Here is a 25,107-nt window from a genome sequence, read left to right on the forward strand (position 1 = left end):
CATGACAAATCCCGCCGTCGCCCGGCTCAGGTGCCTGGAAACGCCGGGCATTCGACGAAACGCCCGATCTCGGTGAGTGCTGTGCCCCCCGCCCCAAACCCCCGGAGACAAAAGCATGTACCGACACCCCTCCTCCTGGCCGGACAGACGATCCCGCCGCGGCCGCCTCCTCGCATTACTGGCGGCACCCCTGCTGTCCGTGCCGATGCTGGGCGTGACGACGGCTTCCGCCGCGAGTTCGCCGCCGGCCGCCGCGGATGCCGCACCCGTGCAGGGGAGTGCCGGAATCAAGGCGACCCATGACGTCACACTCGTCACCGGAGACGTCGTCACGGTCACGACGTTCGAAGGCGACACCCAGCCGGCCGTCCGGGTACACCCGGAAGGACCGTCGCGAGGCCTGGCCGTCGTCCAGAACTCGGAGACCGGGACATACGTCATCCCGCAGGCGGCGCGGCAGGCGGTGATCGACAAGGCGATCGATCCCGAGCTGTTCGACGTCGAGCGACTCGTCGCGGACGGCTACGACGACGCATCCACCAGTGTGCTTCCGCTGGTGCTCGACAACAGCGACGGCGCCGGTGCGCCGAAGGCGGCCCCACAGGCGAAGGTCACCAGCAAGCTGCAGAGCATCAACTCCCGTGGCGTCAGCGTGCCCAAGGCCAAGGCCGAGGCCTTCTGGCAGCTGAACAACAGCTCCGGCGAGCGCAAGGCGCTGCACGTCGGCAAGATCTGGCTGGACGCCAAGGTCACGGTCGACCTCGCCCAGTCGGTACCCCAGATCGGTGCCCCCACGCTGTGGAAGTCCGGGTTCGACGGCAAGGGCGTCAAGGTCGCGGTGCTCGACACCGGTGTCGACGCGACCCATCCCGATCTGGCCGGGCGGGTGTCGGAGCAGGAGAACTTCAGCCACGCTGCCGACGCGGTCGACCACTCCGGCCACGGCACGCACGTGGCGGCCACGATCGGCGGCTCGGGGACCGGCAACGGAGCGAAAGGCGTGGCGCCCGACGCCGATCTCATATCGGGCAAGGTGCTGGACGACACCGGCAGCGGTTACCTCTCGGACATCATCTCGGGTATCGAGTGGGCCGCCGCCGAGCACGCGGACATCGTCAACATGAGCCTGGGTACATCCGACCCCGACGACGGGACCGGCCCGCTGAGCGTGGCCGTCGACCAGGCCACGGCCGAGTACGGCACCCTCTTCGTCGTCGCGGCGGGCAACTCGGGCCCGAACACCATCGGCAGCCCGGCCTCGGCCAGGGACGCGCTCACCGTGGGGGCGCTGAACCGGGACGGATCCCGACCGTACTTCTCGAGCACGGGCCCGCGTATCGGCGACTACGGCGTCAAGCCGGAGATCTCCGCTCCGGGGGTCGGCATCGTCGCCGCCCGCGCCAAGGGCACCTCTCTGGGCACCCCGGTCGACGACCTCTACACCTCGATGGACGGCACATCCATGGCCTCGCCGCACGTGGCCGGTGCCGCGGCGCTGCTCAAGCAGGCGCATCCGGACTGGACCTGGCAGCAGCTCAAGTCGGCGCTGGTCGGCTCGGCCGTGCCGAGCGAGGAGCGGGTCGAGGAGCGCGGTTCCGGCCGGGTCGATGTCGCACGGGCGCAGGATCAGCTGGCCTACGCCGTTCCCGCGGCCGTCAACCTCGGTGCCGCGCAGTTCGTCGACGGCGGACCGTACAAGACACTGACCGCCGAGGCGGCGATCCACAACGACGCCGCCACCGAGCGCACCTTCACCCTCACGACGTCGATCACGTCGTCCATCGGTGACCCGCTCCCTGACGGTGCGGTGCGTCTGTCCGCGAACGAGGTGACGGTGCCCGCCGGGGGAGCGGTGTCCGTGACGATCACCGCGGACCCCAACCTGCTGACCGCCGAGACGCCGTACTCCGGGCTCGTCACCGCCGTCGCGACCGACTCGACCGCGTCGGTGCGGGTGCCGGTCTCGCTCTACGTCGAGCCGCCGCTGCGCACCATCACGGTGCGTGGCACCGCCACCAACGGCAAGCCGGTCCTGGACGACAGCTTCGTCCTCGTCCTCGACGAGAACAGCTCAAACATGTACGAGGGTGTCTTCCACGACGGCGTGGCGACCGTGCGCGCCAAGCCCGGCACCTACGCCATCCAGACCCTCCTGCTGAGCCCCGACGCGGGTGGTGTGCAGGTCGGGAACGTCGCGATGCACGTCAAGCCCGAGGTCCCGATCGGGGACCACGGCTTCGAACTCGCGATCGACGCGCGCAAAGCCGCGGAAGTCACCTACCGCACCGGTCGGGACACCGAGCAGCAGGCCGGCTCGCTGGGCTACTGGCGCAGTACGCGCCCGGCCTGGGGCATGAGGATCACGCTGCCGACGGACTTCAAGCACGTCAGCCTGTTTCCCACCCAGGCACCGAAGAACGGGACGCAGGAGATCACCGTCTTCTCCACCCGGACCGCTCCGATCCTGGCTGCGAAGGCCGGCCGGCAGGATCTGAGTCCCCACCAGCTCGGCTCGGCCAAACAGTTCGAGGGCAAGGCCGAGCTGAAGTTGGTCGACGTCGGGGACGGCTCCGTGGACGCTTTCGCGGGCAAGGACGTCAAGGGCAAGCTCGTGCTCGCCACCCCGGCACCGGGCCCGGACATCTCCTCCGTCATCGAGCGGGCGGGAGCCGAGGGCGCCGCGGCGGTAGCGATCGGGAACACCGGACCCGGCCGCCTCGACGCGGCGGTCAGCTCGCAGGCGGCCCCGGCGTTCGCCCTGCCCGGGGAGGACGTGGGCGGCCTGCGCCACCTCCTGGCCGCCGGCAAGCGTGTCGAGGTCACCCTCGTGGGCACCCTGCTGACGCCGTTCGTGTACGACCTCGTCACGCCCTACATCGACACGGTCCCCCGCGGCCCGCTGACGGTCAAGGTCGACGAGTCCAGCCACGCACACGTCAGTGCCCGCATCCATGACCGCGGCAGTGTCGTCGGCCCCGCGAACTACGTGAACTTCATTGCACGGACGGACGGGGGCTACGGCTCGCTCTACCCTCCGTTCACCGTCCAACTCGCGGTACGGCGCGGCGCGGTGCTCGACGAGTGGCTCAGTGTCGACCCGCGGACTTCCTACACGGCCGGGGTGGCCTACACCCGGACGGGCGGATCGGTGTGGTACGCCGATACGCAGCACAAGATCCAGGAGCCCGGTCGCCGCACGGTCGAGTACTTCAAGGTCGTCAACAACTGGAAGCTCGGGGAGCTGAAGTCCAGCGGCAACTACCTCTGGGTGGTGGGGGACCGCTTCCTCGATCCCACCGGGCTGTACACGATGAGGGAGCCGGCCGACACCAAGGGGATGATCCTTTACCGCAACGGCGTCCAGGTGTTCAAGAGTACGATTTCGGACTTCGCCGCCGTTCCGGTCGCTTCGGGTGAGGCGGACTACAAGCTGGACGTCGAGGCGCGGCGGGACATTCCGGGGTGGGAGTACTCGACCCGGGTCACCACCACGGCCTCGTTCCGGGTGAATCCGCAGCCGGACTCGATCGGCAACTACGTCTCCATCCCGGAGGTCGGCTACGTCGTCGGGGTGGACCTGTCCAACAGGATCCGCGCCGACAAGCCGCAGCGGCTCACGGTCACGGCCCGCCCCACCCGGACCGGCCAGGCGGAGATCACCAAGGTGCGGTCGTGGATCTCTTACGACGACGGTCAGACGTGGAGCAGGCTCAAGCTCGGCCCGGCCGGTGCCGACGGCACGTGGCAGGCGTCGTTCAAGGTTCCCGGCGGCAAGAACACGCCGAAGTACGCGAGCCTGCGCACCGTGGCGACCGACGCGAACGGGCACTCGATCGACCAGACCGTGGAACGTGCCTTCGGGGTCAGGTGACCATCGCGGAAGGGAAGTGCTGGTCCCACGGACCCTGACGGGGGTGCAACGGCCGGCATTCACATGAACGGGCGGCGATCGGTGCCCTCTTCGAACGAGGCCCCGGTCGCCGTCCATGTCCTTGCCGACGTCGACCGCGGCGTGTGTCGGCTCCGTCCCGCCGTCGGTACGGCGATCTTCACGGTGCCGAACGGCGTGCCGACCGTCCCGGCACCGGATCGGGAGGTCACGCGCGCGGTCGCTGCCCTCGCCGACCCCCATGTGTCACTCCGGCTCCGGCGGCAGCAGCCCCGCTCTGGAGGCCGCCACCGCCAGCGCGGTGCGGGACGAGACACCGAGCTTGCGCATCGCTCCGGACAGGTGCTGCCCGACCGTGCGGTGGCTGATGTACAGCCTTCCCGCGATCTGTCGGTTCGTCATACCTCGCGCGGCCAGCCCGGCCACCTCCAGCTCCCGGGGCGACAACTGGTCGCCGTAGCCCTGCGGTCCACGCCGCCACGTGCGCGCCACCTCGGCGCCGTGCTCGCGCAGCAGGTGGGCAACGCGGTCGGCGTCCCGTTTCGCGCCCAGTTCACGCAACCGCCGCTCGGCGTCCGACAGTTGCCGCAGCGCCTCGTCCTGACGGCCCGCCGCGATCAGACATCGGCCGCGACGCTCGAGAGCGAGCAGTTCGTCGTACGGCCGTGGCAGTGCCGCCCATGCCGCTGCGGCGTCGGCGAACAGTTCGGAGGCATCGGGGCGGTGCCTCGCTTCGGCCACGACGGCCCGGCAGGTGGCCAGTGCCGCGGCCGGCGCCGGCGCGGTGCGCTCGTCGAGCCAGGCCGCGAACTGTTCGAGCAGCGCGTCGACTTCGGCGTCCGCGCCGGCGGCCACCAGTGCCTCGACCCGGACGGGAAGCACGTCGGTGGCCCACAGCCACAGGCCCTTCCGCGTGATCGTCGCCACCAGTTCGGCGGTGACGTCCAGCGCCTCGTCGACCGCGCCGTCGAGCAGGCCCACGCGGGCAAGGGCAGCCGCGGGGAGGACCATGGCGTCCACCATGCCGCGTCGGCCGGTTTCGTCGAGGAGGTCGCGCAGCCGGCGTCGGGCCGTGTCCCGGCGTCCTTCGACCAGATCCAGCAGTGCGAGGACCCCGCTCGCCTCGATCCTCGCCTCGTGCAGGCTCGCGGCGGACTCCACCACCGTCGCGGCCTTGTCAGCCAGGCCTGACCAGGTGCCGACATGCCAGTCCAACCGGGCTCGGGTGCTGCTCACCATGCCGAGCAGTCGCTGGTAGCCGGTCGCGTCGATCTCCTCGACGGCCCTGACCAGGAACTGCTCAGCCTGCTCGTACAGACCCCAGGCGATCGCCACGTGACCGAAATTGATCAAGCCACGTACGATCTGCCGCCGCTCGGCGACGGTCCGGGCGTCACCGAGCAGAACCTCATGGGCCGCCTGCCAGCCGGCTTCCTCACCGAGCATCAGAAGGATCGACGTCCGGTCGACAGCCAGTTCCAGTTGTTCCGCCCGCGTCCGCACCTGCGACGCCAGCTCGTTCGCGCGCTCCAACCAGGCCAGGTGGACGCTCGCGGGCCACGGTCCACGGGGGAGCGCCAAGGACAGCATCGCCTTCGCCGCGAGCGTGGGCCGGTCGGCCAGGTCGGGCACGGCGGCCTCGACCTCCTGGTAGACGACGTCGAACTGTCCCAGCTGGAGCAGGAGGCGTCCCAACAGCAGCCTGATCTCACCGCGGTCGACCGCCGGCAGGTCGTCATGGGCCAGGACGGAACGCAGGGCGCTCAGGACGCCGGCCGCCGTGGTGGCGAACGAAGCGGCTCCGGCCGCCGTGAACCGTCCGATCTTCCGCGCCAGACGGACCTGCGCCTCCACGGGGTGTTCGACCTCGGTCAACACCTCCAGCAGCAGCGCCACCGCGGTGTGGTCGTCACCCGATTCCCACGCCATGTCCGCGGCCTGCTCGCTGTACCTGGACCACCCGCTCATGTCGTTGGCCTCGCGCAGGTGCCGGATCAGCCGGGCCACCGGCTGCGGATCGAGGTCACGCAGATGGTCCGCTGCGTCCTGGTGCAGCCGCCATCGCTCCGACGCCGGGATCGCGTCCGCCACGGCCGCCGCGTCGAGCACGTGCCGGAACGCCAGCCGGCCACCACCCGCGTCACGCAGCAGCCCCGCGGCAAGGCTGCGCGCGATGCCGTCCAGGCCGGCCTCGCCCTCCACGCCGGCGACCGCCCGCAACAGCGCCACGTCGGCCGGCTCGCCCAGCACGGCGGCGGCTTCCAGCACCCGCCGCGCCTTTGGGGGAAGCCGGTCCACGCGCTCCAGGACCGAGTCCCGAAGTGTCGGTGACACGTGCAGCTCATCGAGCGCGCGGCGGGTCCACTCGCTGTCCCGGTGGTCGATGCCGCGGCGCTCCCGCATCGACCGGACGGTCTCTTCCAACGCCAGCGGGATGCCGTCGGTGCGCTGGTGCAGTGAAACGGCGAGCGGCTCGGAGACCTCGTCCGCGCCGAGCATCGACCGGACCAACTCCCCGGTCTGCCGCACGTCCAGCGGTTCGAGCTCGACCCTGGTCAGGGTCATGCCCGCGGGCCGGCGGGACGTCAGCCGCCGCAGCAGCGACCCTGCGGGGACGTCGTGCGGGCGGTACGTCAGCAGGATCGACATACGCAGTTCACCAGCGGCGCACAGGGTGAGCAGCCATTCCATCGTCGCCGAATCCGCCCAGTGCGCGTCCTCGACCACGAGTGCCGTGACGTCGAGCCGTTCGAGCAGCTCCGACATCGCGCGCAGCAGCCGGTGCCGCGTCTCCTTCGGGTCCTCCAGCGCTTCCAGGGCCGGCGGCAACTCATCGGCCCACTCGGGAAACAGTGGCCGCAACGCGCCGGCGAGCGGGCTCAGCCCCAGGCCGGACGGCTTCGGGCTCAGACGCCGGACCCCGTCCACGATCGGACCCAGCGGAAACGGCTCGCGCACAGGCGGGCACGGTGCGAGCAGGACGGCGTCGCCCGCGAGAGCCCTGAGTGCCTCGCGCAGCAGTCGGGACTTGCCGATACCGGGCTCGCCTTCGACGAGCACCAGCGAGCCCCCGGCCCGCAGCGCCCGTGTCACGTCGGCGAGGGCATCGTCGCGGCCCACGAGGGCGGGAGCCAGTGCTGTATCCGTGACAGCACCGGACGGTTCGTCGCGCTGCGCGCCGGATTCCAAGCCCTCACGGTGTCGTCCGGTCTGCGTCACCATCAGGCTTCCGGGCTCCCCTCGATCGTGGATATGACGGGGTCACGGTGCACCCACCGACAGGAGGCTAAGCGACGTCGCACAGCACTGTGAAGGCGGCGCCCGATGTCGGCTACGCCTCAGCCACCGTCCGCCGAGCGCATGATCGCCGCGGGCCTGCTCCGGACCGACACCGACCCGCAGCGGCTGGCCCGCTCGATTCTCGCCATCCTGGGGCGGGCTGCTGATGACCAAGACGACCCGTACCGAAGAGCCGCTCCTCGACGCACTCGACACGATCTTCCTCACCCTGCGAGCACACGCCGTCCACTGACCTCCCCTGCTCACCGGCGCCTTCCTGTCAGAGTTCAGCTCCGGCGTTCGGCCTGTCCGTCGCCCAGGACGACGGCGCTGGTGCGGTTGGTGTTGGCGTCCTGGAGGCAGCCGCGCAGGCGCATCACATCGTGCGACGGCAGGGCGGGGCGGATGACGCCGGTGTACACGCCGTCGTTCATCCGGTTCAGCGTGGCGTTGTCGTTGGTGGCCGCGGTGGAGCGGCGGCAGGTCTCCCACAGATCCTGCGCGGCGAGCTGGACGGCCCCCTCGCTCCGGTCGCCGTATGTCTCGACGCGGAAGACCATGGTCGTGCTCGCCGCGTCCGGCGGCTGCTCGGCCCGGGTCTGGGTCGCGTCCGCCAGGGCGGACCACAGCACGGGCACCAGGAGCAGACCGCCGACCGCCGCCGCGACAGCGACCACCTTGCGGCCGATGCGGGCCGCCGGTACGGCCGGGAGGCTACGCTCGCTCCTCGGGGCCGACCAGCGCCCGCCATGCGGAGCGCACCGCGTCCTCCCCTGTGGGCGCCCCCGGTGCCCGGTCCGCGGGTACCAGCACGAACCCCGGCAGCACAGGCAGCCCCGCCACGGCGGCACGGGCCAGATTGGCGGCCTTGGCGCCGGTGGCGGCCGCGTCCTTCGCCTGTTCTGCGTCCAGCGGTACGACCGCCAGTTCCGCGCCCTCGAATCCCATGGGTCACTACTCCTTCGAAGAGGTGATGAGGTAGATCGGCTCCTGTTCAGGGCGCCGAATGACCGCGCCGGAGGCCACCACCACGGCGGACGGCGCCCGTGCGCCGCCGCGCCGACGCCTGAGCAGCCACACGACACCGAACAGCACCACCGCCACGGCGGCGAGCACGGCCGCGCCGATCAGTCCGGCCGCGTGCAGGAAGTCGGTGGCGGCGGCGCCGGCGAAGTAGCCCAGGAGCACGTTCCCGATCCCCCAGAGCAGCGAGGCGACCGTGCTGAAGAGGAAGAAGCGGCGGTACGGCATGCCGGACGCCCCGGCGGCGAACGGCAGGAAGGTCCGCACGAAGCCGATGAACCGGCCCCCGACGACCGCCGCCCCGCCATGACGCGTCAGGAAGTCATGAGCCCGGCCGATCCGGCTGTTGTCCCGTACCCAGCGGGTCAGACGTGCGTTCGGGCGTCGCCCGTACCAGTGGCCCAGGGCATAGCCGAGGCTGTCGCCGGTGATCCCACCGGTCACGACGAGGGTGGCGAGGAGCACGGGGTTGAGGTCGCCTCGACTCGCGATCGCGGACGCGAGGAGGATGACGGTCTCGCCGGGCAACAGCACACCGACGAAGGCGCTGGTCTCACCAGCCGTCAGAGCGAACACGAGGACGTACGACCACCATCCGGCAGCCTCGACCAGAGCACCGACGTCCATGGCCGTCAGCCCGCTTCTCGCAGCGGGGCGGGTCCCGGGGTACCCGTCGGCTCGGACGTCCGGGTGCGGGGCCGGAACGACAGCACCCGCCCCCGCGACTCCCCGGCAGGCAAAGCGTCCGCGCCCCCGCGTGATGTCTTCTCCTTGTCCTCCGGGAGGTGCCCTGCGGCCCACCACGCCAGAAGGGGTACGACCACGGTCGGCAGCGGTGCGAGCCAGAGGTCGCCCCCGGTCGAGGTCCCCGTCACCGCCGCGAGCACCGCGATCAGCAGTGCGGCCGTCCGCGGCCAGGTCTTCGAGGTGGTGGCGACCACCGCCAGCGCCATCAGCACGTACCAGCCGGCACGGACAGTGGGCAGCGCCAGGTAGTCACCGAACAGGGACGCCTCGCGCGCCCCCCGCACCTGGGCGAAGACGATGAGCCCGGCCGTGCCGGACAACAACAACGCGACGGCAAGGCGCAGGTAGACCCGCTGATCCCGCCGGGCCAGCCAGAGCAGGCTCAGCACCGCAAGGGGCAGCGGGGCGAGGGCAAGGATCCAGGTCAGTACCTGTGCCACATCGTGGACGAAGGACGCTCCTCTCTCCGCTGCGACGGTCCCATAAGGGCGGAGATGTTCGGCGGCGGACGACGTCCAGCCGGCCTCGACCAAGGACTCCTCTTCACGGACGGACGCGGCGAGGAGGGCGGCGTACACGAGCAGGGTCACAGCGAGGCCTGCCATCGCGCGCCGTAGGTTCCGCCGGACGGGGGCCTCCATCGGCTGGGTCCGACCGAGAAGTGGCACCCGCCGGGTACCGCGGGTGCGGAGGCCGCCGGCGGCCATGCAACTCACCGGGTCCCTCCGGCATCGTGCGCCAAGCTGCTCAGACGCCGCGTCCTGGCCGCTTCCCACAGCGGCATGACACGTGCGGTCTTCTGCCTGGTCCTGTGCGGTGACGGGGATGCGCCGTTCCGCGGCGATACGGGCTGGATCACGGCAGCCTCCTGATCAGTCACGGGCACGTCATCCGGAGGCGCGCCGACTGGCCCTTCTTATTGACCTAAATAAGTGGTCCGACCGGTCCACTTATTTCTCGCACTGAACGTGACGTGCGTCACACGCTGGGGCGAGCGGGCGTGCCTTGACGCTGTCGATGATCAACCTGTCGGCGCGGGCGGCCGGAAGCGGCTCTCGGCCACCCTGAAGTGGGCTCGACGAGCGCTTTCGCTGTGCGCGGGTTCGCCTCGGAGCAAGACTCGACCGATGCGAGCCGGCCGCGCCATGCGCGCTTGCTCAATCCTTAGGGGAAAGGCCGGCTCCCCGACTTGGATGGGCTTGTCCTTGTCGGCGAAGCAACGGACGGGGTCGGCCGCGAAATCGCGGGAGCGGCGCATGTGTTCCATCAAGGTCCGGCTGCTCGCCATGGTGGCCGGCGTGGGTCCGTCAAGGGTGCGACATGGCAGGCGGACACGCCGACCGGACTTTCGGCAAGTGCCGGTCGCGTAGGTCTACGCCTTCGCGATGCAGTTCGAGCTCGGTGATCGGCCGGCCGGTGGTATTGGTCGCGAAGCACGTGATCCGCTTGCGGTCCCGGACCCTGGGACGATGGGCGAGCCACACGACCGAGATCACAATGCCGCGCATGAAGCCCACCACGGCCTGCCGATGTGGAGGCTGGGTGGATCTCCCTCCTCGTCTCACATTTTTCTCACATACGAGAGCGCACGGGAGCACGCGAGAGCCTCTGACCTGGACATTTGATGTTGCCGCAGACCACGGTGGACCAGGTGGAGGCCCCGTAAGCTAGGGGTATGGCCTACGAGATTCCGGTGACGCAAGCCAGGGCTGAACTCGCCGACCTGATCAACCGGGTGGTGTACGGCGGCGAGCGTGTCGTCGTCACACGGCACGGAAAGCCGCTGGTCGCCCTCGTCTCCGCCGCCGACCTCGAACGGCTGGAGAAGCTGCAGGACTCCGCCGAGGACCAGGTGATCACCTCGGTCTCGACCGTGCGCGAGGCCGCGTCCGCTTCCCGCGAACAGCAGCGCTTCGGTATCGCGGCGCACCACCGGGGGACCGGCGCCTCGTAGGAACGCGGACGCCCCGGCCGTTGCTGCCGGGGCGTACGAGAGGGGTTCGGTCAGCGGGCGGGGGCGAGTTCGCGCTCGGCGGAGACGGGTGCGGTGTTGCGCGCCCGGGTCTTCAGCGCGTTGCCCAGCAGCACGGCTCCCAGGCCCAGCGCGGCCCACCAGGCGAGCGTCAGGGCGGGGCCGGTCGCCGCCGCGCCGTCGAAGAAGGACACCGAGCGCAGCAGGGTCGCGCTCGCGCCCGGCGGCAGCCACTGACCGATCGCGCCGACCGGCTCCGGCAGCAACTGCGGGGCCGTGGCGGCGCCCGAGAACGGGTTGCCGAGGAACATCACCAGGAACGCGACGACGGCGATCCCCGCGTGCCCGATGAGGGCGGCGAGTCCAGCGACGGCCGCGCTCACCGCCAGTGTCGACAGTGCGAGCGTCCCCGCCTCGGCCCACCAGTCGCCGGTGAGGACGCCGAGCCAGCTGTGCGCCAGGGCGGCCGCGACGACCCCCACCAGGGCGGCGCCGGCGGTGAGCGCGGTCGCGGCGCGGAAGCCGCGCAGTCCGAGCACGGTCACGACCGCGCCCGCGACGATGCCGGCCAGGGCGAGTGGCAGCACGGACGAGCTCAGGGCCGCGCCCCTCGGGTCTGATGTGGGAGTGGGGACCACGTCCACGGTCTTCGGTACGGCACCGCTCGGCGCGGCCTGCTGGGCCACGGCCTGTTGCAGGAGCTGGGCGACGACCGGGCTCGCGGCCGAGGCGGTCAGCAGTTCGGGCCCCTGTGCGGTGACCACGACCGCTCCGTATACGGTCCGGTCCTCGATCGCGGCCCGGGCGGCTGCCTCGTCGGCGTAACGGTGGATCTCGAAGGCGCCCTCGTGCCGCTGGAGCTGCTTCTCCACCTGTGCGGTCGCGGCGGCCGGCCCGGCCACGCCGAGTGGGAGGTCGCGGGGTGCGGTGCGGGCGGCGGGCCAGGCGAAGGCCCACAGTGCCAGGGCGGCGAGCAGCGGCACGAGGACGACGACCGCGATCAGGCGGCGGGTGGTCATGTGGGACTCCAAAGAGAAGGATCGTTCGTTTTGGTCTTCATCACCGTCCCGCTGTCGACTCCACTTGTCAAGAAGGAATGTTCGTTTTACTTTGGGGGCATGGCCCGCGTATCCCAGGCACACCTCGACGCCCGCCGCCGTCAGATCCTCGACGGCGCCGCGATCTGCTTCGCCCGCAACGGTTTCCACGCCACGTCGATGCAGGACGTCCTGAAGGAGGTCGACCTGTCGGCCGGCGCGGTGTACCGCTACTTCAGCGGCAAGGAGGAGCTGATCGGCGCGATCGTGGAGGAGGTGCTCGGCCAGGTCCGTGACGGCTTCGAGGAGGCGGCCCGCAGCCGTCCGCTGCCGCCCCTGGACCTCCTGGTGGTGTCGGTGCTCGCCCGCGTCCTCGCCACGAAGGAGTCCCTGACCGTGGACGGCCGACCGGCGTTCCCGCGGCTGATCCTCCAGGTGTGGAGCGAGACCCTGCGCAACGACGAGCTCGCGACCGTCCTGCGCGAGGGCTACGGCGCCGTACGCGAGACCTGGACGCGCATCGTCCGGGCGTACCAGGACACCGGGGCGATGCGGGCGGACGTACCCCCGGAGCACGTGGCCCGCACGATGATGGCGGCCGCGATGGGCTTCCTCGCGCAGCAGGCCCTGTTCGGGCCGGCGCCCGCCGAGGTCCTGGGGGACGGTCTACGGGCGTTGATGAGCGTGCGGGATCACAGCTTGGTTAACTTGCCTGAAACCGGATCCAACTAGCCTGCGGATCCACGCCACCAGGGAGTTTGCCCCGGGGCAGCGGCAACCGGACCCCGCACGGTCCGTAGCGAGGACTGTGAGGTGGGACGTGCAACTGACCCCGCACGAGCAAGAGAGGCTGCTCATCCATGTGGCGGCCGACGTGGCCGAGAAGCGCCGGGCCCGGGGGCTGAAGCTCAACCACCCCGAGGCGGTCGCCCTCATCACGTCGCACATCCTCGAGGGCGCTCGTGACGGCCGTACCGTCGCCGAGCTCATGGCCTCCGGGCGGGGAATCCTGGCCCGCGACGACGTCATGGAGGGCATCCCCGAGATGATCCACGACGTCCAGGTCGAGGCGACCTTCCCGGACGGCACCAAGCTCGTCACCGTCCACGACCCGATCGTCTGAGGGGGCCGCCGATGATTCCCGGAGAGATCCTCTTCGCCGACGGGCCGATCACCTACAACGAGGGCCGTGAGGTCACCCGGCTGACCGTCCTCAACGCCGCCGACCGGCCCGTCCAGGTCGGCTCCCACTACCACTTCGCCGAGACCAACCCCGGCCTGGACTTCGACCGCGCCGCGGCGCACGGCAAGCGGCTGAACGTCGCCGCCGGCACCGCCGTGCGCTTCGAGCCGGGCATCCCGGTCGAGGTGGAACTCGTCCCGCTCACCGGCGCCCGCGTGGTGCCGGGTCTGCGCGGGGAGACCGGAGGTGCCCTCGATGCCTGAGATCTCTCGCGCCGCCTACGCCGACCTGTTCGGCCCCACCACCGGCGACCGCATCAGGCTCGCCGACACGGACCTGATCGTCGAGGTCGAGGAGGACCGTTCCGGCGGTCCCGGTCTCGCCGGTGACGAGGCCGTCTTCGGCGGGGGCAAGGTCATCCGCGAGTCCATGGGCCAGTCGCGCGCCACGCGCGCGGAAGGCACTCCGGACACCGTCATCACGGGCGCGGTCATCGTCGACCACTGGGGCATCGTCAAGGCCGACGTCGGCATCCGCGACGGCCGGATCACCGGCATCGGCAAGGCGGGCAACCCCGACACCATGGACGGGATCCACCCCGACCTGGTGATCGGCCCCGAGACCGAGATCATCGCGGGCAACGGGCGCATCCTGACCGCCGGAGCCGTCGACGCGCACGTCCACTTCATCTGCCCGCAGATCGCCGACGAGGCGCTGGCGTCCGGCGTGACCACGCTGGTCGGCGGCGGCACCGGACCGGCGGAGGGCTCCAAGGCCACCACCGTCACGCCCGGCCCCTGGCACCTCGCCCGGATGATGGAGGCGATGGAGCAGTACCCGCTCAACATCGGCTTCCTCGGCAAGGGCAACACCGTCTCCCACGAGGCGATGCTCTCGCAGATCCGCGGCGGCGCGCTCGGCCTGAAGCTGCACGAGGACTGGGGCTCGACGCCCGCCGTCATCGACGCCTCGCTGACCGTCGCCGAGCGGACCGGCATCCAGGTCGCCATCCATACGGACACCCTCAACGAGGCCGGATTCGTCGGCGACACCCTCGCCGCGATCGCCGGCCGGGGCATCCACGCCTACCACACCGAGGGTGCGGGCGGCGGGCACGCGCCGGACATCATGACGGTGGTCTCCCAACCGCACGTACTGCCTAGTTCGACCAACCCGACCCGCCCCTTCACCGTCAACACCGCCGAGGAACACCTCGACATGCTGATGGTGTGCCACCACCTCAACGCGGCGGTGCCGGAGGACCTGGCCTTCGCCGAGTCCCGCATCCGCCCGACCACGATCGGCGCCGAGGACATCCTCCACGACCTGGGCGCGATCTCGATCATCTCCTCCGACGCCCAGGCGATGGGGCGGGTCGGCGAGGTCATCATGCGGACCTGGCAGACCGCCCACGTCATGAAGCGGCGCCGGGGTGCGCTGCCGGGTGACGGGCAGGCGGACAACCATCGGGTACGGCGTTATGTCGCCAAGTACACGATCAACCCCGCCGTCGCCCAGGGCCTCTCTCACGAGGTCGGTTCCGTCGAGACCGGCAAGCTCGCCGACCTCGTGCTGTGGCAGCCCGCGTTCTTCGGGGTGAAGCCGCATCTCGTGATCAAGGGCGGGCAGATCGCGTACGCGCAGATGGGCGACGCCAACGCGTCCATCCCGACGCCGCAGCCGATCCTGCCCCGGCCGATGTACGGGGCGATCGGACGGGCCCCCGCCTCGAACTCCTTCAACTTCGTCGCACCCCTCGCCATCGACGACGGGCTGCCGGAGCGGCTGCAGTTGGGCAAGCGGTTCGTGGCGATCGAGTCGACGCGCCAGGTCACCAAGGCCGACATGCGGGAGAACGACGCGCGGCCCGACGTACGGGTCGACCCCGACAGCTTCGCCGTGCACATCGACGGTGAGCTGGTGGAGGCCACCCCGGCGGCCGAACTGCCCCTGGCCCAGCGTTACTTCCTCTTCTGATGTCCAGGGCTGCGCTTCTCGTCCTGGCCGACGGCCGCTTTCCCGCCGGGGGGCACGCGCACTCCGGCGGGGCGGAGGCGGCCGTGAAGGCGGGGCGGATCACCGGGGCGGAGAGCCTGGAGTCCTTCTGCCGGGGGCGGCTGCACACCGCTGGGCTGGTGTCGGCGGCGCTGGCCGCGGCGGCCGTACTCGGCATGGATCCACGGCAGTTGGACGAGGCCGCGGACGCTCGCACGCCGTCCCCCGCCCTGCGCACGGCCGCCCGCAAGCTGGGCCGTCAGCTGATGAGGGCGGCGCGGGCGACCTGGCCTTCGTCCGAACTCGACGCGCTGGCAGGGGCGTTTCCCAAGGGAGCGCATCAGCCGGTGGTGTTGGGCCTGGCGGCGCGGGCAGCGGGCCTGGGTGCCCTGGACGCGGCGCACTGTGCGGCGTACGAGAGCGTGAGCGGGCCCGCGTCGGCGACGGTGCGGTTGCTGAGCCTCGACCCTTTCGATGCGACGGGGGTGTTGGCGCGCCTGGCGCCGGAGCTGGACCTTGTCGCCGACCGGGCGGTGGAGGCGGCCCGGCGGGTCGTCGCCGGCGAGGGTGTCGACGCGCTGCCGTCGGCGTCCGCGCCCCTGCTGGAGATCGGGGCTGAGGCGCATGCGGCCTGGCCGGTACGGCTGTTCGCGTCATGACGTCCTTTCGCCCCCGCCGCCCCTACCCGTCCCGCCCCGGGGCTCCGCCCCGAACCCCGCTCCTCAAACGCCGGAGAGGCTGAATGACCAGGAGCACCTGATTCAGCCAGGCGGCCCCACCGACCCAGGGGCGCGGGGAACTGCGCGACCGGCCCCCGCGCACCCGCACCCGACCACGACCTCACCCCCCAGGGGCGCGGGGAACTGCGCGACCAGCCCCCACGCACCCGCACCCGACCACGCACCCGCACCCGACCACCACCCCCCCTCGGCCGAGGAGCCGTACATGCACCTGGATCATCATCACGACGGCCCCGCCGCAGTGAGCGCCGACGCGCATCGGCCCGACGGTACGCACCGAGCCCTGCGTATCGGCCTGGGCGGCCCCGTCGGCTCCGGTAAGACCGCCACCGTCGCCGCCCTCTGCCGGGCCCTGCGCGACGAGCTGTCCCTCGCCGTCGTCACCAACGACATCTACACCCGCGAGGACGCCGAGTTCCTGCTCAGGGAGGCCGTGCTGGCGCCCGAGCGGATCACCGCCGTGGAGACGGGGGCCTGTCCGCACACCGCGATCCGGGACGACATCTCCGCCAACCTCGAAGCCGTCGAGGACCTGGAGGACGAGGTCGGCCCCCTGGATCTCATCCTCGTCGAGAGCGGCGGCGACAACCTCACCGCCACCTTCTCCAAGGGACTCGTGGACGCGCAGATCTTCGTGATCGACGTGGCCGGAGGAGACGACATCCCGAGGAAGGGCGGTCCCGGCGTCACCACCGCCGACCTCCTCATCGTCAACAAGACCGACCTGGCCCCCTACGTCGGCTCCGACCTCGCGCGGATGGCCGCTGACGCCAAGGCGCAGCGCGCCGAACTGCCGGTCGTCTTCCAGTCGCTCAGGGGCGAGACCGGCGTCGCGGACGTCGCCGCCTGGGTGCGGACGCAGCTCGCCGCGTGGACGGCGTGACCGCGACCGTGGCCGGGGTGCGGGCCACCGCGCGGATGCTCGCGCGGGACGACGGACGCGGTGGTACGGCCCTGCCCGTGCTGGAGAGCGACGGGCCGCTGGCACTGCGGCGGACCCGGGGGAGCGGGCCCGAGGCGCGGGTCGTGCTGGTCGGTGCGATGAGCGGACCCCTCGGCGGCGACCACTTCACCGTGGAGGCCGGTGTCGAGCCCGGTGCCCGACTGCGGGTCGGCTCGGCCGCCGCCACCATCGCCCTGCCGGGACAGGTGAAGCGCGAGGCCCGCTACGACGTTCGGCTCACGGTCGCCGACGGGGCCGAACTGCACTGGCTGCCCGAACAGTTGATCTCCGCGGGCGGCAGTGACCTGTCCGTCACCACCCGCGTCGAGGTCGGTACGACAAGCCGGTTCGTGCTGCGCGAGGAGCAGGTGCTCGGGCGCGTGGGAGAGGAGCCCGGACGGCTGACCAGCCGGCTCGTCCTGCGCGTGGCGGGGCGGACCGTGCTCGACCAGGAGCTGGCCTGCGGACCCGGCGCGCCGGGCGGCTGGGACGGGCCGGCGGTGCTCGCGGGACATCGAGCCGTCGGCCAACTCCTTCTCGTACGCCCCGAGTTCGCCGGAGAGCCGGCGGCGGCACAGGTGCTCGGCGAGGGCGCCGCCGTCGTACCGTTGGCAGGGCCCGCCGCACTCGTCACCGCCGTCGCCCCGGACGCCCTGCGGTTGCGCCGGGTGCTGGACGAGGCACTGGCGGCCCTGAGCGCATAGTCCGCCCAGCGAACTACCCCTTCCGTTTATCGGATTGGCAAAGAAGCGGCGCATCCCCTGTTCACAAGGTCCGCACAGCCACGAGGATCCCCGTACGAAATCGAAACGACGTACGGGGAGGTCCCTCTTGAGGGAGACGAGACCGAAGTGGCGGACGACCGCGCTCGGTTCGGCCGGAGTGCTCATCACGGCCACACTCATATCCGGTGCCGTCGCGGCACCCGCGGCCGGTGCCAACACGCATGCCGATGTCGCCCGGCACGGGAAGGACCGCGAGACCGTCGGCGCCGAGATCGCCGCCGCCCGGGCCGTGAAGGCCGGGATCGACTGGGCGGACTGCCCCGCCGACTGGGGGATCGCGAAGCCGGTCCAGTGCGGCTGGGTCAGCGTGCCGCTGGACTACGCCAAGCCGAACGGCAAGCAGATCAAGCTCGCCGTCGACCACATCGGCAACACCGGCACCGCGGCGGAGCGCCAGGGCGCCCTCGTGTACAACCCGGGCGGTCCCGGCGGCTCGGGCATGCGCTTCCCGCTCCGCGTCACCACCAAGAACCCGATCTGGGCGAACGTGGCGAAGGCGTACGACTTCGTGGGCTTCGACCCGCGCGGCGTCGGCCACTCCGCGCCCATCTCCTGCGTCGACCCGCAGGAGTTCGTGAAGGCGCCCAAGGCCGACCCGGTGCCGGACTCCGAGGCCGACAAGCGTGCCCAGCGCAAGCTGGCCCGTGAGTACGCCGAGGGCTGCGCCGAGCGCACCGGCAAGGCGATGCTCTCGCAGATGACCACGCCCAACACCGTGCGCGACCTGGACGTCATCCGTGCCGCGCTCGGCGAGAAGAAGCTCAACTTCCTGGGCGTCTCCTACGGCACCTACATCGGCGCCGTCTACGGCACGATGTACCCCTCGCACGTCCGCCGCATGGTCGTCGACAGCGTCGTCAACCCGTCCCGGGAGAACATCTGGTACGAGGCCAACCTCGGCCAGGACATCGCCTTCGAGGGCCGCTGGAAGGACTGGGAGGACTGGGTCGCCGCCAACGACGCCGCCTTCCACCTCGGCACCACCCGCGCCGCGGTCCAGGCGAAGTGGCTCGAACTGCGCGCCACCGCCAAGAAGAACCCCATCGGCGGGGTCGTCGGCCCGGCCGAGCTGATCGGCTTCTTCCAGAGCGCCCCGTACTACGACTCCTCGTGGGTCCCGGTCGCGACGGTGTTCAGCAAGTACTTCGCCGGTGACACCCAGGCGCTCGTCGACGCGGCCGCCCCGGACCTCACGGACACCGCGGGCAACATCACCTCGGAGAACGGCAACGCCGTCTACACGGCCGTCGAGTGCACCGACGCCAAGTGGCCCACCAGTTGGAAGAAGTGGGACAAGGACAACACCGCGCTCAACAAGAAGTACCCGTTCATGACGTGGGCCAACGCCTGGCTGAACCTGCCCTGCGCCACCTGGCCGGTCAAGCAGCAGACCCCGGTCGAGGTCCGCACCGGCAAGGGTCTGCCCGGCGTGCTGATCGTGCAGTCCGAGCGTGACGCGGCCACCCCGTACGAGGGCGGCGTCGAACTGCACAAGCGCTTCAAGGGCTCCCGCCTGATCACGGAGAAGGACGCGGGCTCCCACGGCGTGACCGGCCTGGTCAACCCGTGCATCAACCCGCGGGTGGACGCCTACCTGCTCACCGGCAAGCTGGACAAGGCCGACGTGACGTGCGCCCCGCACGCCACACCGAAGCCGTAGGTCGTACTGAAGCGAAGGGGGCGGCCCGAGCCACGGGCCGCCCCCTTCCTCACCCCCCCTTCCTCACGTCCCGAGGAACGCGTCCTCCGCCGCGTAGTCGAAGAGGTCGCCGTACGTCTGGAACATCTTCGGGTACGCCTCCCGCCAGTCCCGCCCGTCCAGTTGCCGCTCGATCCAGGCGACGGTCTCCGGGAGCCGGTCCGCGTACCGCACCACCGGGCGGTAGCCCAACTCCCGTTCCGCGGCGGACATGTCGCAGACGACCGGCGCGGGCGTGGACCACGGGGTGTCGCCCACGGCCGGTGACGGCGGCGGCCCGTCCAGCAGGACCGTCTCGGTCGTGGCGCCCATGACGGCGTCGATCGCACCGGCGATCTCCGCGACCGTCGGGGCGTCCGGGTCCACGGCGTTGAGGGCCCGGCTGCCGGGCCGTGCCGCCGCGAGCCGGATCAACTCCGCGATGTTGTGGACGCTCGCGGGGTGGAAGCGGCTCCTCCCGCCGAACGGGAGCACCCGCCGAGGGCGGGCGTCGAGATTGCGCTTGACGAAGTAGAGCTCGCGCGGTGTCCGGCAGTGCGGCCCGTGGATCGCGCCCGCCCGCAGAAGCGTCGTGGGCAACCGGTCGCCCGCGGCGAGGAGTTCACGCTCCAGCCCCGCCTTGCGGGTGCTGTACGAGCTCTCGCCCGGCGCAATGGTCCGCTGCGCCTCGCTCAGCGGCACCGGATACTCCGGGAAGCCGTCCGGCTCGCCCTGCGTGTCGAAGGTGCGGCCCTTGTCGTCCTCGTACACCGAGATGCTGGAGATCACCACGGCCGAGCCCACGCGGTCGGCCAGCGACACCAACTGCCGTGCGTGCTCGGGCCCGTAGGCGACCGTGTCCACCAGGACCTCGCAGCCGTCGCCCACCGCGGCGGCCAGAGCGGCGTCGTCCGCGCGGTCGGCCCGCGCCGTGCCCACCCCGGCGGGCCAGCTCTCGTCCCGTCCGCCGCCCCGGGAGACGGCGCTCACCTCCCAGCCGTCCCCGGCCAGCGCCGCCACGGCCACTCGTCCGATCTGTCCGGTCGCCCCGATCACCACAGCACGTCTCATACGGCGACGCTACGGCCGTGAAGGCACCCGGCAACAGGCCGCTCTGCCGACAGCAGAGGTCAGCAGACGTCAACTGAGCGGCAGCCGCGGGAACTTGCGTTCCCTCTCCTTCGCCGAGCGCGCGGCCGCGGCCTCCTCCGCCTTCACCACGGCCGCGTACTGGTCGACGTACTCCTGGTCGGACAGCTTCAGGATGGCGTACATGATCTCGTCGGTGATGGCCCGCAGGATCGCCTTCTCGTTCTCCATGCCCTCGTAGCGGGAGAAGTCGAGGGGCTTGCCGAAGCGGATCACGACGGGGTGGACGTTCGGGATGACCTTGCCGGGCGGCTGTGCCTCGAAGGTGCCGATCATCGCGCAGGGGATCACCGGGACCCTGGCCCTGAGCGCCATCACCGCGACGCCGACCTTGCCCTTGTAGAGGCGGCCGTCGTGGGAGCGGGTGCCCTCCGGGTAGATGCCGAGCAGTTCGTCCTTGCGCAGCACGCCGAGGCCCTCGCGGATGGCGGCCTGACCTGCCTCCTTGCCGGAGCGGTCGACCGGGATCTGCCCGGCGCTGCGGAAGAAGAAGGCGGTCAGCCGGCCCTTGACGCCGGGGCCGGTGAAGTACTCGGCCTTCGCCAGGAAGGTGATGCGCCGCTTGAGCACGGCGGGCATCAGGAAGTGGTCGGAGAAGGACAGGTGATTGCCGGCCACGATGGCCGCGCCCGAGTCCGGAATGTGCTCCAGACCTTCTATTCGAGGCCGGAAGGCCACTCTCAGCAACGGCCCCAACAGCACGTATTTGAGCAGATAGTAGAACAAGAGGGGGCGCTCCTCGGTCGGGCGGACGGCTCAACGCCGCGTTCTGGCTGGTCAACCGGCTCGAGATGGGGTTGTCAGTGTAGGCGTAGGGGGCAGGGGCCGGAACAGCGCCGACCGCGCCACCGGGCTGGTCACCGCGGGCAGCTCCTGATCCGCCGCGGGTCCCGTCGCGTTCACAGCCGCACGATGACCAGCGCCGTGTCGTCGGTGGCGCCGCCGGGCGGGAGAAGCTCCAGCAGGACCGCGTCGGCGAGGGTCTCGGGGTCGTCCCCGCGATGCCGGGCGAGGGAGTCGGCGAGCCGGGTGAGGCCCGTGTCGATGTCCTCATGGCGCCGCTCCACCAGACCGTCGGTGTACAGCGCGAGAGTGGCGCCGCTGCTGAAGGTGGTCGATGCCTGCGGTCGGCCGACCGGGTCGGGGCGGGCGTCGAGCGGCGGGTCGGTCGCCCCGTCCAGGCACTCCACCCGGCCGTCGGGGTGCACCAGCATCGGCGGCGGGTGCCCGGCGCTGCTGTAGGTGATGGTGTGGTCGTCGAGGTCGATGAAAGTGGTGACCGCGGTCGCCGACTCGGCTCCGTCGACCACATGGGCGTAGCGGCCCAGCACGTCCAGGGCCTGCGCCGGGCCCTCGGCCACCCGGGAGGCGGCGCTCAGGGCGCTGCGCAGCTGACCCATCACCCCGGCGGCCGCGAGCCCGTGACCGACCACGTCGCCGACCGAGACACCGACGCGGTGGCCGCCGACCAGGTCGACCAGGTCGTACCAGTCCCCGCACACGTTGAGCGCGCCGACCGCGGGCCGGTAGCGCACGGCGGCCCGGTGCGTGGTCTGCCGGGACGCGGGCAGCATGGCCTCCTGGAGGGTCAGCGCGACCTCGCGGTCGCGGGCGTGGGCCCGGCGCAACCGCTCGTTGAGCTCCTGGAGCTCGCGGGCGCGGGTGTACAGCTCGGCCTCCAGGACCTGGGACCGGTCGCCGTCCGGCCCGCCGCGTGCCCGGATCAGCTCGGTGACCTCCTCGACCCGGTGCACCACCAGCTGGACCTTGCCGTCCGCGCCGAGCACCGGCGCGTTGCACGGACTCCAGTAGCGCTCCTGCCACTCCCCGGGGCGTGCCGGGTTCTCGATGTCGTACCGCTGCAGGGCCATGGAGTCGCGCTCGCCGGTCTCCAGGACCCGGCGCAGGGAGGCGGCCAGATTGCGCATGCCGGACGCGGCGGGGTCGTTGGGGTTGTCCGGGAAGACGTCGAAGAGATAGCGGCCCACGACCTCTTCGCGCCGGCGCCCGGCCATGCGCAGGAACTCCTCGTTGGCGTCCGCGTAGACCAGGTCGGGCGTGAGCAGCGCGACCATGCCGGGCAGTGCCTGGAACACAGCCGCATAGTCGGTGTCGCTGGGTCTGTCGGACATGGCTGCCGCCTCACCGCCGGGATCACACCATTTTCCCACGGTATGAGGGGGTTGCAGGGGTGATTCACGCGTACTCCCGCGGGTCCGGTCGTCAGTCGGTAGGCTCCTGGAGCGACTGCTCGGCCCAGATGACCTTTCCCTCGGGTACGAACCGGGTGCCCCAGCGCTGCGCGAACTGCGAGACCAGCAGCAGACCCCGGCCGCCCTCGTCGGTGGTGCGCGGGTGCCGCAGATGGGGAGCGGTGGCGCCGCTGTCGAACACCTCGCAGACCAGGGACCGCTCCCGGATCAGCCGCAGCCGGATCGGGCCGACGGCGTGCCGGATGGCGTTGGTGACCAGTTCGCTGACGACCAGCTCCGTGGTGAACGCGAACTCCTCAAGACCCCACTCCGTCAGCTGCCGCGACGCCGTCTTGCGGGCCTCGGCGACCCGGGCCGGGTCCATGGGCACGTCCCAGTCCGCGACCTGTTCGGGCCCCAGCAGCCGGGTGCGGGCCATCAGCAGGGCCACGTCGTCGTGCGGCCGGTCCGGGGACAGCGCGTCGACGACCGCCCGGCAGCGCAGGTCGAGCGAGGGCGCGGGACGCTCCAGGGCCTGACGCAGCCGGTCCCGGCCCGAGTCCACGGCCCCCTCCTCGCCACGGGCGAGCAGACCGTCGGTGTGCAGCGCGAGCGTGCTGCCCGCCGCCAGGGCGAGCTCGACGGACTCGAACGGCAGGCCGCCCACGCCCAGCGCCGGCCCCTGCGGGAGGTCCACGAAGGCGACCGTGCCGTCGGGCAGGATCACGGCGGGCGCGGGGTGCCCGGCGGCGGCCATCGCGCACTGTCCGTCGACCGGGTCGTAGACGACGTACAGACAGCCGGAGCCCTGGGCGCTGTCGGTGTCCTCCGTCCCCGGCCCCACACCCTCCTCACGCGCCGCCCGGGCGACCAGGTCGTCGAGATGCCCCAGCACCTCCTCGGGCGGCAGCTCGAGGGCCGCCAGCGTCCGTACGGCGGTCCGCAGCCGGCCCATGGCGGCGGCGGCGCCGATGCCGTGTCCGGGCACCTCGCCCACCACCAGGGCGACCCGTGCCCCGGAGAGCGGAATCAGGTCGTACCAGTCCCCGCCGAGGCCGGTCAGCTCGTCGGCGGGCCGGTAGCAGGCGGTCACCTCCACGGCGTTCTGCTCGGGCAGCCGGTGGGGGAGCAGACTGCGCTGCAGGACGAGCGCGGCCTCCCGCTCACGGGTGTAGCGCCGGGCGTTGTCCACACAGACGGCCGCCCGCGAGACGAGGTCCTCGGCGAGGTTCAGGTCGTCCTCGTCGAAGGGTTCCTGACGGTGGCGCCGGAAGAACGTCGTGACGCCGAGCGTGACGCCCCGGGCGCGCAGCGGCACGACCATCACGCTGTGCAGGCCCAGCTCCAGGAAGGTGGCCTGCCGCCCGCCGGGAATGTCGGTGGCCCACTCCGCGGCCAGCGGATCCAGGCGCCCCTCCCGCCAGGGGGTGCCCGAGGCCAGACAGCGCAGCGGGGGCGAGCCGGGCCGGTAGGCGGCGACCTCGCCGACCTCCACGACGGCCTCCGGGACACCCTCGTTCACCGACTGCTGCCCGGCCCGCAGCAGCGGCACCTGCGCGGTGGGCTCCGCTCCCCGCAGCACCGACTCCAGCAGGTCGACCGTGACGTAGTCGGCCAGCGCCGGTACGGCCACGTCGGCCAGCTCCTGCGCGGTCCGCCGGATGTCCAGGCTGCGGCCGATCTGCTCCCCGGCCCGGTCCAGGAGGGCCAGGCGCTGCCGGGCCCGGTGCCGCTCGGTGATGTCGACGACGGTGTAGTACACGCCCATCGGATGGCCCCGGTCGTCGTCGATCCGGGTGAACGACATCGTGTGCGCGGTCTCCCGGTGCGGGGCGGAGCGGACCCGGCCGACATGCTCGTACTCCACGATCGGCTCACCGGTCTCCAGCACGCGCCGCATCTGCGCCTCGATCGCCTCGGCGTCCAGACCCGGCTGGATCTCGGCGAACCGCAGCCCCAGCCGCTGCGGGGCCGGGGCGCTGCCGAACTGCTCCAGCGCCGGGTTGGACCACACACAGCGCAGATCCGTGTCCACGATGGCGATGCCGATCGGCGAGCGGCTGACCATCTGCTCCAGCACGGGGCGGCTCATGTCCCAGCCGGGAGCCTGCGCCATCTCCGAGAGCAGCACCAGCCAGCGGGCGGAGCCGTCGGTGTCGTCGGCCACCGTGATCCGCACCATGACCCGGACCGGCCGGCCGTGTCTGTGCAGGGCGGTCAGCAGCCCCGCCCAGCTGCCGTCGGTCCGGCACCGTGCGGTGATCTCCGGCAGCCGGCGGGCGTCCTCGGGGGTGAGCAGGTCCGCGACGCTTCGCCCTACGGCCTCCGAGGCGGGGTAGTCCAGCAGCCGCTCGGCGTCCCTGGTCCACCCCGTCACCGTCCCGTGGGCGTCGAGCAGCAGGGGTGCGGCATCGGCCACGTCGAACCGGTGCCGGGCGGTGTCGTGCTCTTCCTGTGCGCCCACGGACGACCTCTCTGTCGCTGAGAGTGGTCTA

Annotated in this window: 20 protein-coding genes; 10 read left to right on the forward strand and 10 right to left on the reverse strand. The window is 71.5% G+C overall.

The features are described 5' to 3' along the window. Positions 1 to 115: 115 nt before the first annotated feature. On the forward strand, positions 116 to 3,871 hold the full coding sequence (locus ACFYRX_RS26430) for a S8 family serine peptidase (RefSeq protein WP_389104364.1): 3,756 nt from the start codon (positions 116 to 118) through the stop codon (positions 3,869 to 3,871). Positions 3,872 to 4,135: 264 nt separating this feature from the next. Here the strand turns inward: ACFYRX_RS26430 and ACFYRX_RS26435 are convergent, their stop codons facing one another. The 5 genes from ACFYRX_RS26435 to ACFYRX_RS26455 form a co-directional block, all read right to left on the reverse strand. Continuing rightward, a complete protein-coding gene (locus ACFYRX_RS26435) occupies positions 4,136 to 7,078 on the reverse strand; it encodes an AAA family ATPase (protein WP_389104366.1) in 2,943 nt (980 codons plus the stop codon). A 377-nt stretch (positions 7,079 to 7,455) separates the two neighbouring features. Then, a complete protein-coding gene (locus ACFYRX_RS26440) occupies positions 7,456 to 7,845 on the reverse strand; it encodes a hypothetical protein (RefSeq protein WP_389104369.1) in 390 nt (129 codons plus the stop codon). A gap of 37 nt (positions 7,846 to 7,882) precedes the next feature. Then, positions 7,883 to 8,116 carry a hypothetical protein gene (locus ACFYRX_RS26445; RefSeq protein WP_389104372.1) on the reverse strand — a complete coding sequence of 78 codons (234 nt, stop codon included), beginning with the start codon at positions 8,114 to 8,116 and terminating at the stop codon, positions 7,883 to 7,885. A gap of 6 nt (positions 8,117 to 8,122) precedes the next feature. After that, on the reverse strand, positions 8,123 to 8,818 hold the full coding sequence (locus ACFYRX_RS26450; protein ID WP_389104375.1) for a DedA family protein: 696 nt from the start codon (positions 8,816 to 8,818) through the stop codon (positions 8,123 to 8,125). A gap of 5 nt (positions 8,819 to 8,823) precedes the next feature. Continuing rightward, a complete protein-coding gene (locus ACFYRX_RS26455) occupies positions 8,824 to 9,543 on the reverse strand; it encodes a hypothetical protein (RefSeq protein ID WP_389104377.1) in 720 nt (239 codons plus the stop codon). A 1,070-nt stretch (positions 9,544 to 10,613) separates the two neighbouring features. On the opposite strand from ACFYRX_RS26455, the gene ACFYRX_RS26460 reads away from it, so the two are divergent. Beyond that, positions 10,614 to 10,892, forward strand: coding sequence for a type II toxin-antitoxin system Phd/YefM family antitoxin (locus ACFYRX_RS26460; RefSeq protein ID WP_389104380.1), 279 nt, complete (start codon positions 10,614 to 10,616; stop codon positions 10,890 to 10,892). A 50-nt stretch (positions 10,893 to 10,942) separates the two neighbouring features. Here ACFYRX_RS26460 and ACFYRX_RS26465 read toward each other — a convergent pair whose 3' ends face one another. Beyond that, positions 10,943 to 11,929 carry an ABC transporter permease gene (locus tag ACFYRX_RS26465; RefSeq protein ID WP_389104383.1) on the reverse strand — a complete coding sequence of 329 codons (987 nt, stop codon included), beginning with the start codon at positions 11,927 to 11,929 and terminating at the stop codon, positions 10,943 to 10,945. Positions 11,930 to 12,028: 99 nt separating this feature from the next. On the opposite strand from ACFYRX_RS26465, the gene ACFYRX_RS26470 reads away from it, so the two are divergent. The 8 genes from ACFYRX_RS26470 (at position 12,029) to ACFYRX_RS26505 (ending at position 19,253) form a co-directional block, all read left to right on the forward strand. Then, positions 12,029 to 12,679, forward strand: coding sequence for a TetR/AcrR family transcriptional regulator (locus tag ACFYRX_RS26470; protein WP_389104386.1), 651 nt, complete (start codon positions 12,029 to 12,031; stop codon positions 12,677 to 12,679). 88 nt (positions 12,680 to 12,767) lie between these two features. Beyond that, positions 12,768 to 13,070, forward strand: coding sequence for an urease subunit gamma (locus ACFYRX_RS26475; RefSeq protein WP_389104389.1), 303 nt, complete (start codon positions 12,768 to 12,770; stop codon positions 13,068 to 13,070). Between the two features lie 11 nt (positions 13,071 to 13,081). Continuing rightward, on the forward strand, positions 13,082 to 13,393 hold the full coding sequence (locus tag ACFYRX_RS26480) for an urease subunit beta (RefSeq protein WP_389104392.1): 312 nt from the start codon (positions 13,082 to 13,084) through the stop codon (positions 13,391 to 13,393). Beyond that, on the forward strand, positions 13,386 to 15,107 hold the full coding sequence (locus tag ACFYRX_RS26485) for an urease subunit alpha (protein WP_389104395.1): 1,722 nt from the start codon (positions 13,386 to 13,388) through the stop codon (positions 15,105 to 15,107). Before ACFYRX_RS26480 ends, ACFYRX_RS26485 begins: the two co-directional genes overlap by 8 nt. Continuing rightward, the gene (locus ACFYRX_RS26490) at positions 15,107 to 15,784 is read left to right on the forward strand and encodes an urease accessory protein UreF (RefSeq protein ID WP_389104397.1); all 678 of its coding nucleotides are present in this window, start codon (positions 15,107 to 15,109) and stop codon (positions 15,782 to 15,784) included. Before ACFYRX_RS26485 ends, ACFYRX_RS26490 begins: the two co-directional genes overlap by 1 nt. Before the next feature lie 286 nt (positions 15,785 to 16,070). Continuing rightward, positions 16,071 to 16,748, forward strand: coding sequence for an urease accessory protein UreG (gene ureG / locus ACFYRX_RS26495; RefSeq protein ID WP_389104399.1), 678 nt, complete (start codon positions 16,071 to 16,073; stop codon positions 16,746 to 16,748). Further along, positions 16,736 to 17,512 (forward strand): urease accessory protein UreD, encoded by a 777-nt coding sequence (locus tag ACFYRX_RS26500; RefSeq protein WP_389104402.1) that lies wholly within the window; start codon positions 16,736 to 16,738, stop codon positions 17,510 to 17,512. Before ureG ends, ACFYRX_RS26500 begins: the two co-directional genes overlap by 13 nt. Before the next feature lie 127 nt (positions 17,513 to 17,639). Beyond that, a complete protein-coding gene (locus ACFYRX_RS26505) occupies positions 17,640 to 19,253 on the forward strand; it encodes an alpha/beta hydrolase (protein WP_389104405.1) in 1,614 nt (537 codons plus the stop codon). A gap of 63 nt (positions 19,254 to 19,316) precedes the next feature. On the opposite strand, the gene ACFYRX_RS26510 is transcribed toward ACFYRX_RS26505, so the two are convergent. The 4 genes from ACFYRX_RS26510 to ACFYRX_RS26525 all read right to left on the reverse strand — a co-directional run bounded on the left by ACFYRX_RS26510 (position 19,317) and on the right by ACFYRX_RS26525 (position 25,076). Continuing rightward, positions 19,317 to 20,342 carry an NAD-dependent epimerase/dehydratase family protein gene (locus ACFYRX_RS26510; RefSeq protein WP_389104408.1) on the reverse strand — a complete coding sequence of 342 codons (1,026 nt, stop codon included), beginning with the start codon at positions 20,340 to 20,342 and terminating at the stop codon, positions 19,317 to 19,319. A gap of 69 nt (positions 20,343 to 20,411) precedes the next feature. Continuing rightward, the gene (locus ACFYRX_RS26515; protein WP_389104410.1) at positions 20,412 to 21,146 is read right to left on the reverse strand and encodes a lysophospholipid acyltransferase family protein; all 735 of its coding nucleotides are present in this window, start codon (positions 21,144 to 21,146) and stop codon (positions 20,412 to 20,414) included. Between the two features lie 173 nt (positions 21,147 to 21,319). After that, a complete protein-coding gene (locus ACFYRX_RS26520) occupies positions 21,320 to 22,552 on the reverse strand; it encodes a PP2C family protein-serine/threonine phosphatase (protein WP_389104413.1) in 1,233 nt (410 codons plus the stop codon). Positions 22,553 to 22,643: 91 nt separating this feature from the next. Further along, positions 22,644 to 25,076 (reverse strand): SpoIIE family protein phosphatase, encoded by a 2,433-nt coding sequence (locus ACFYRX_RS26525; protein WP_389104415.1) that lies wholly within the window; start codon positions 25,074 to 25,076, stop codon positions 22,644 to 22,646. Positions 25,077 to 25,107 lie beyond the last annotated feature (31 nt).

It is taken from the genome of Streptomyces sp. NPDC005374 (assembly GCF_042872225.1).
GTDB lineage: Bacteria > Actinomycetota > Actinomycetes > Streptomycetales > Streptomycetaceae > Streptomyces.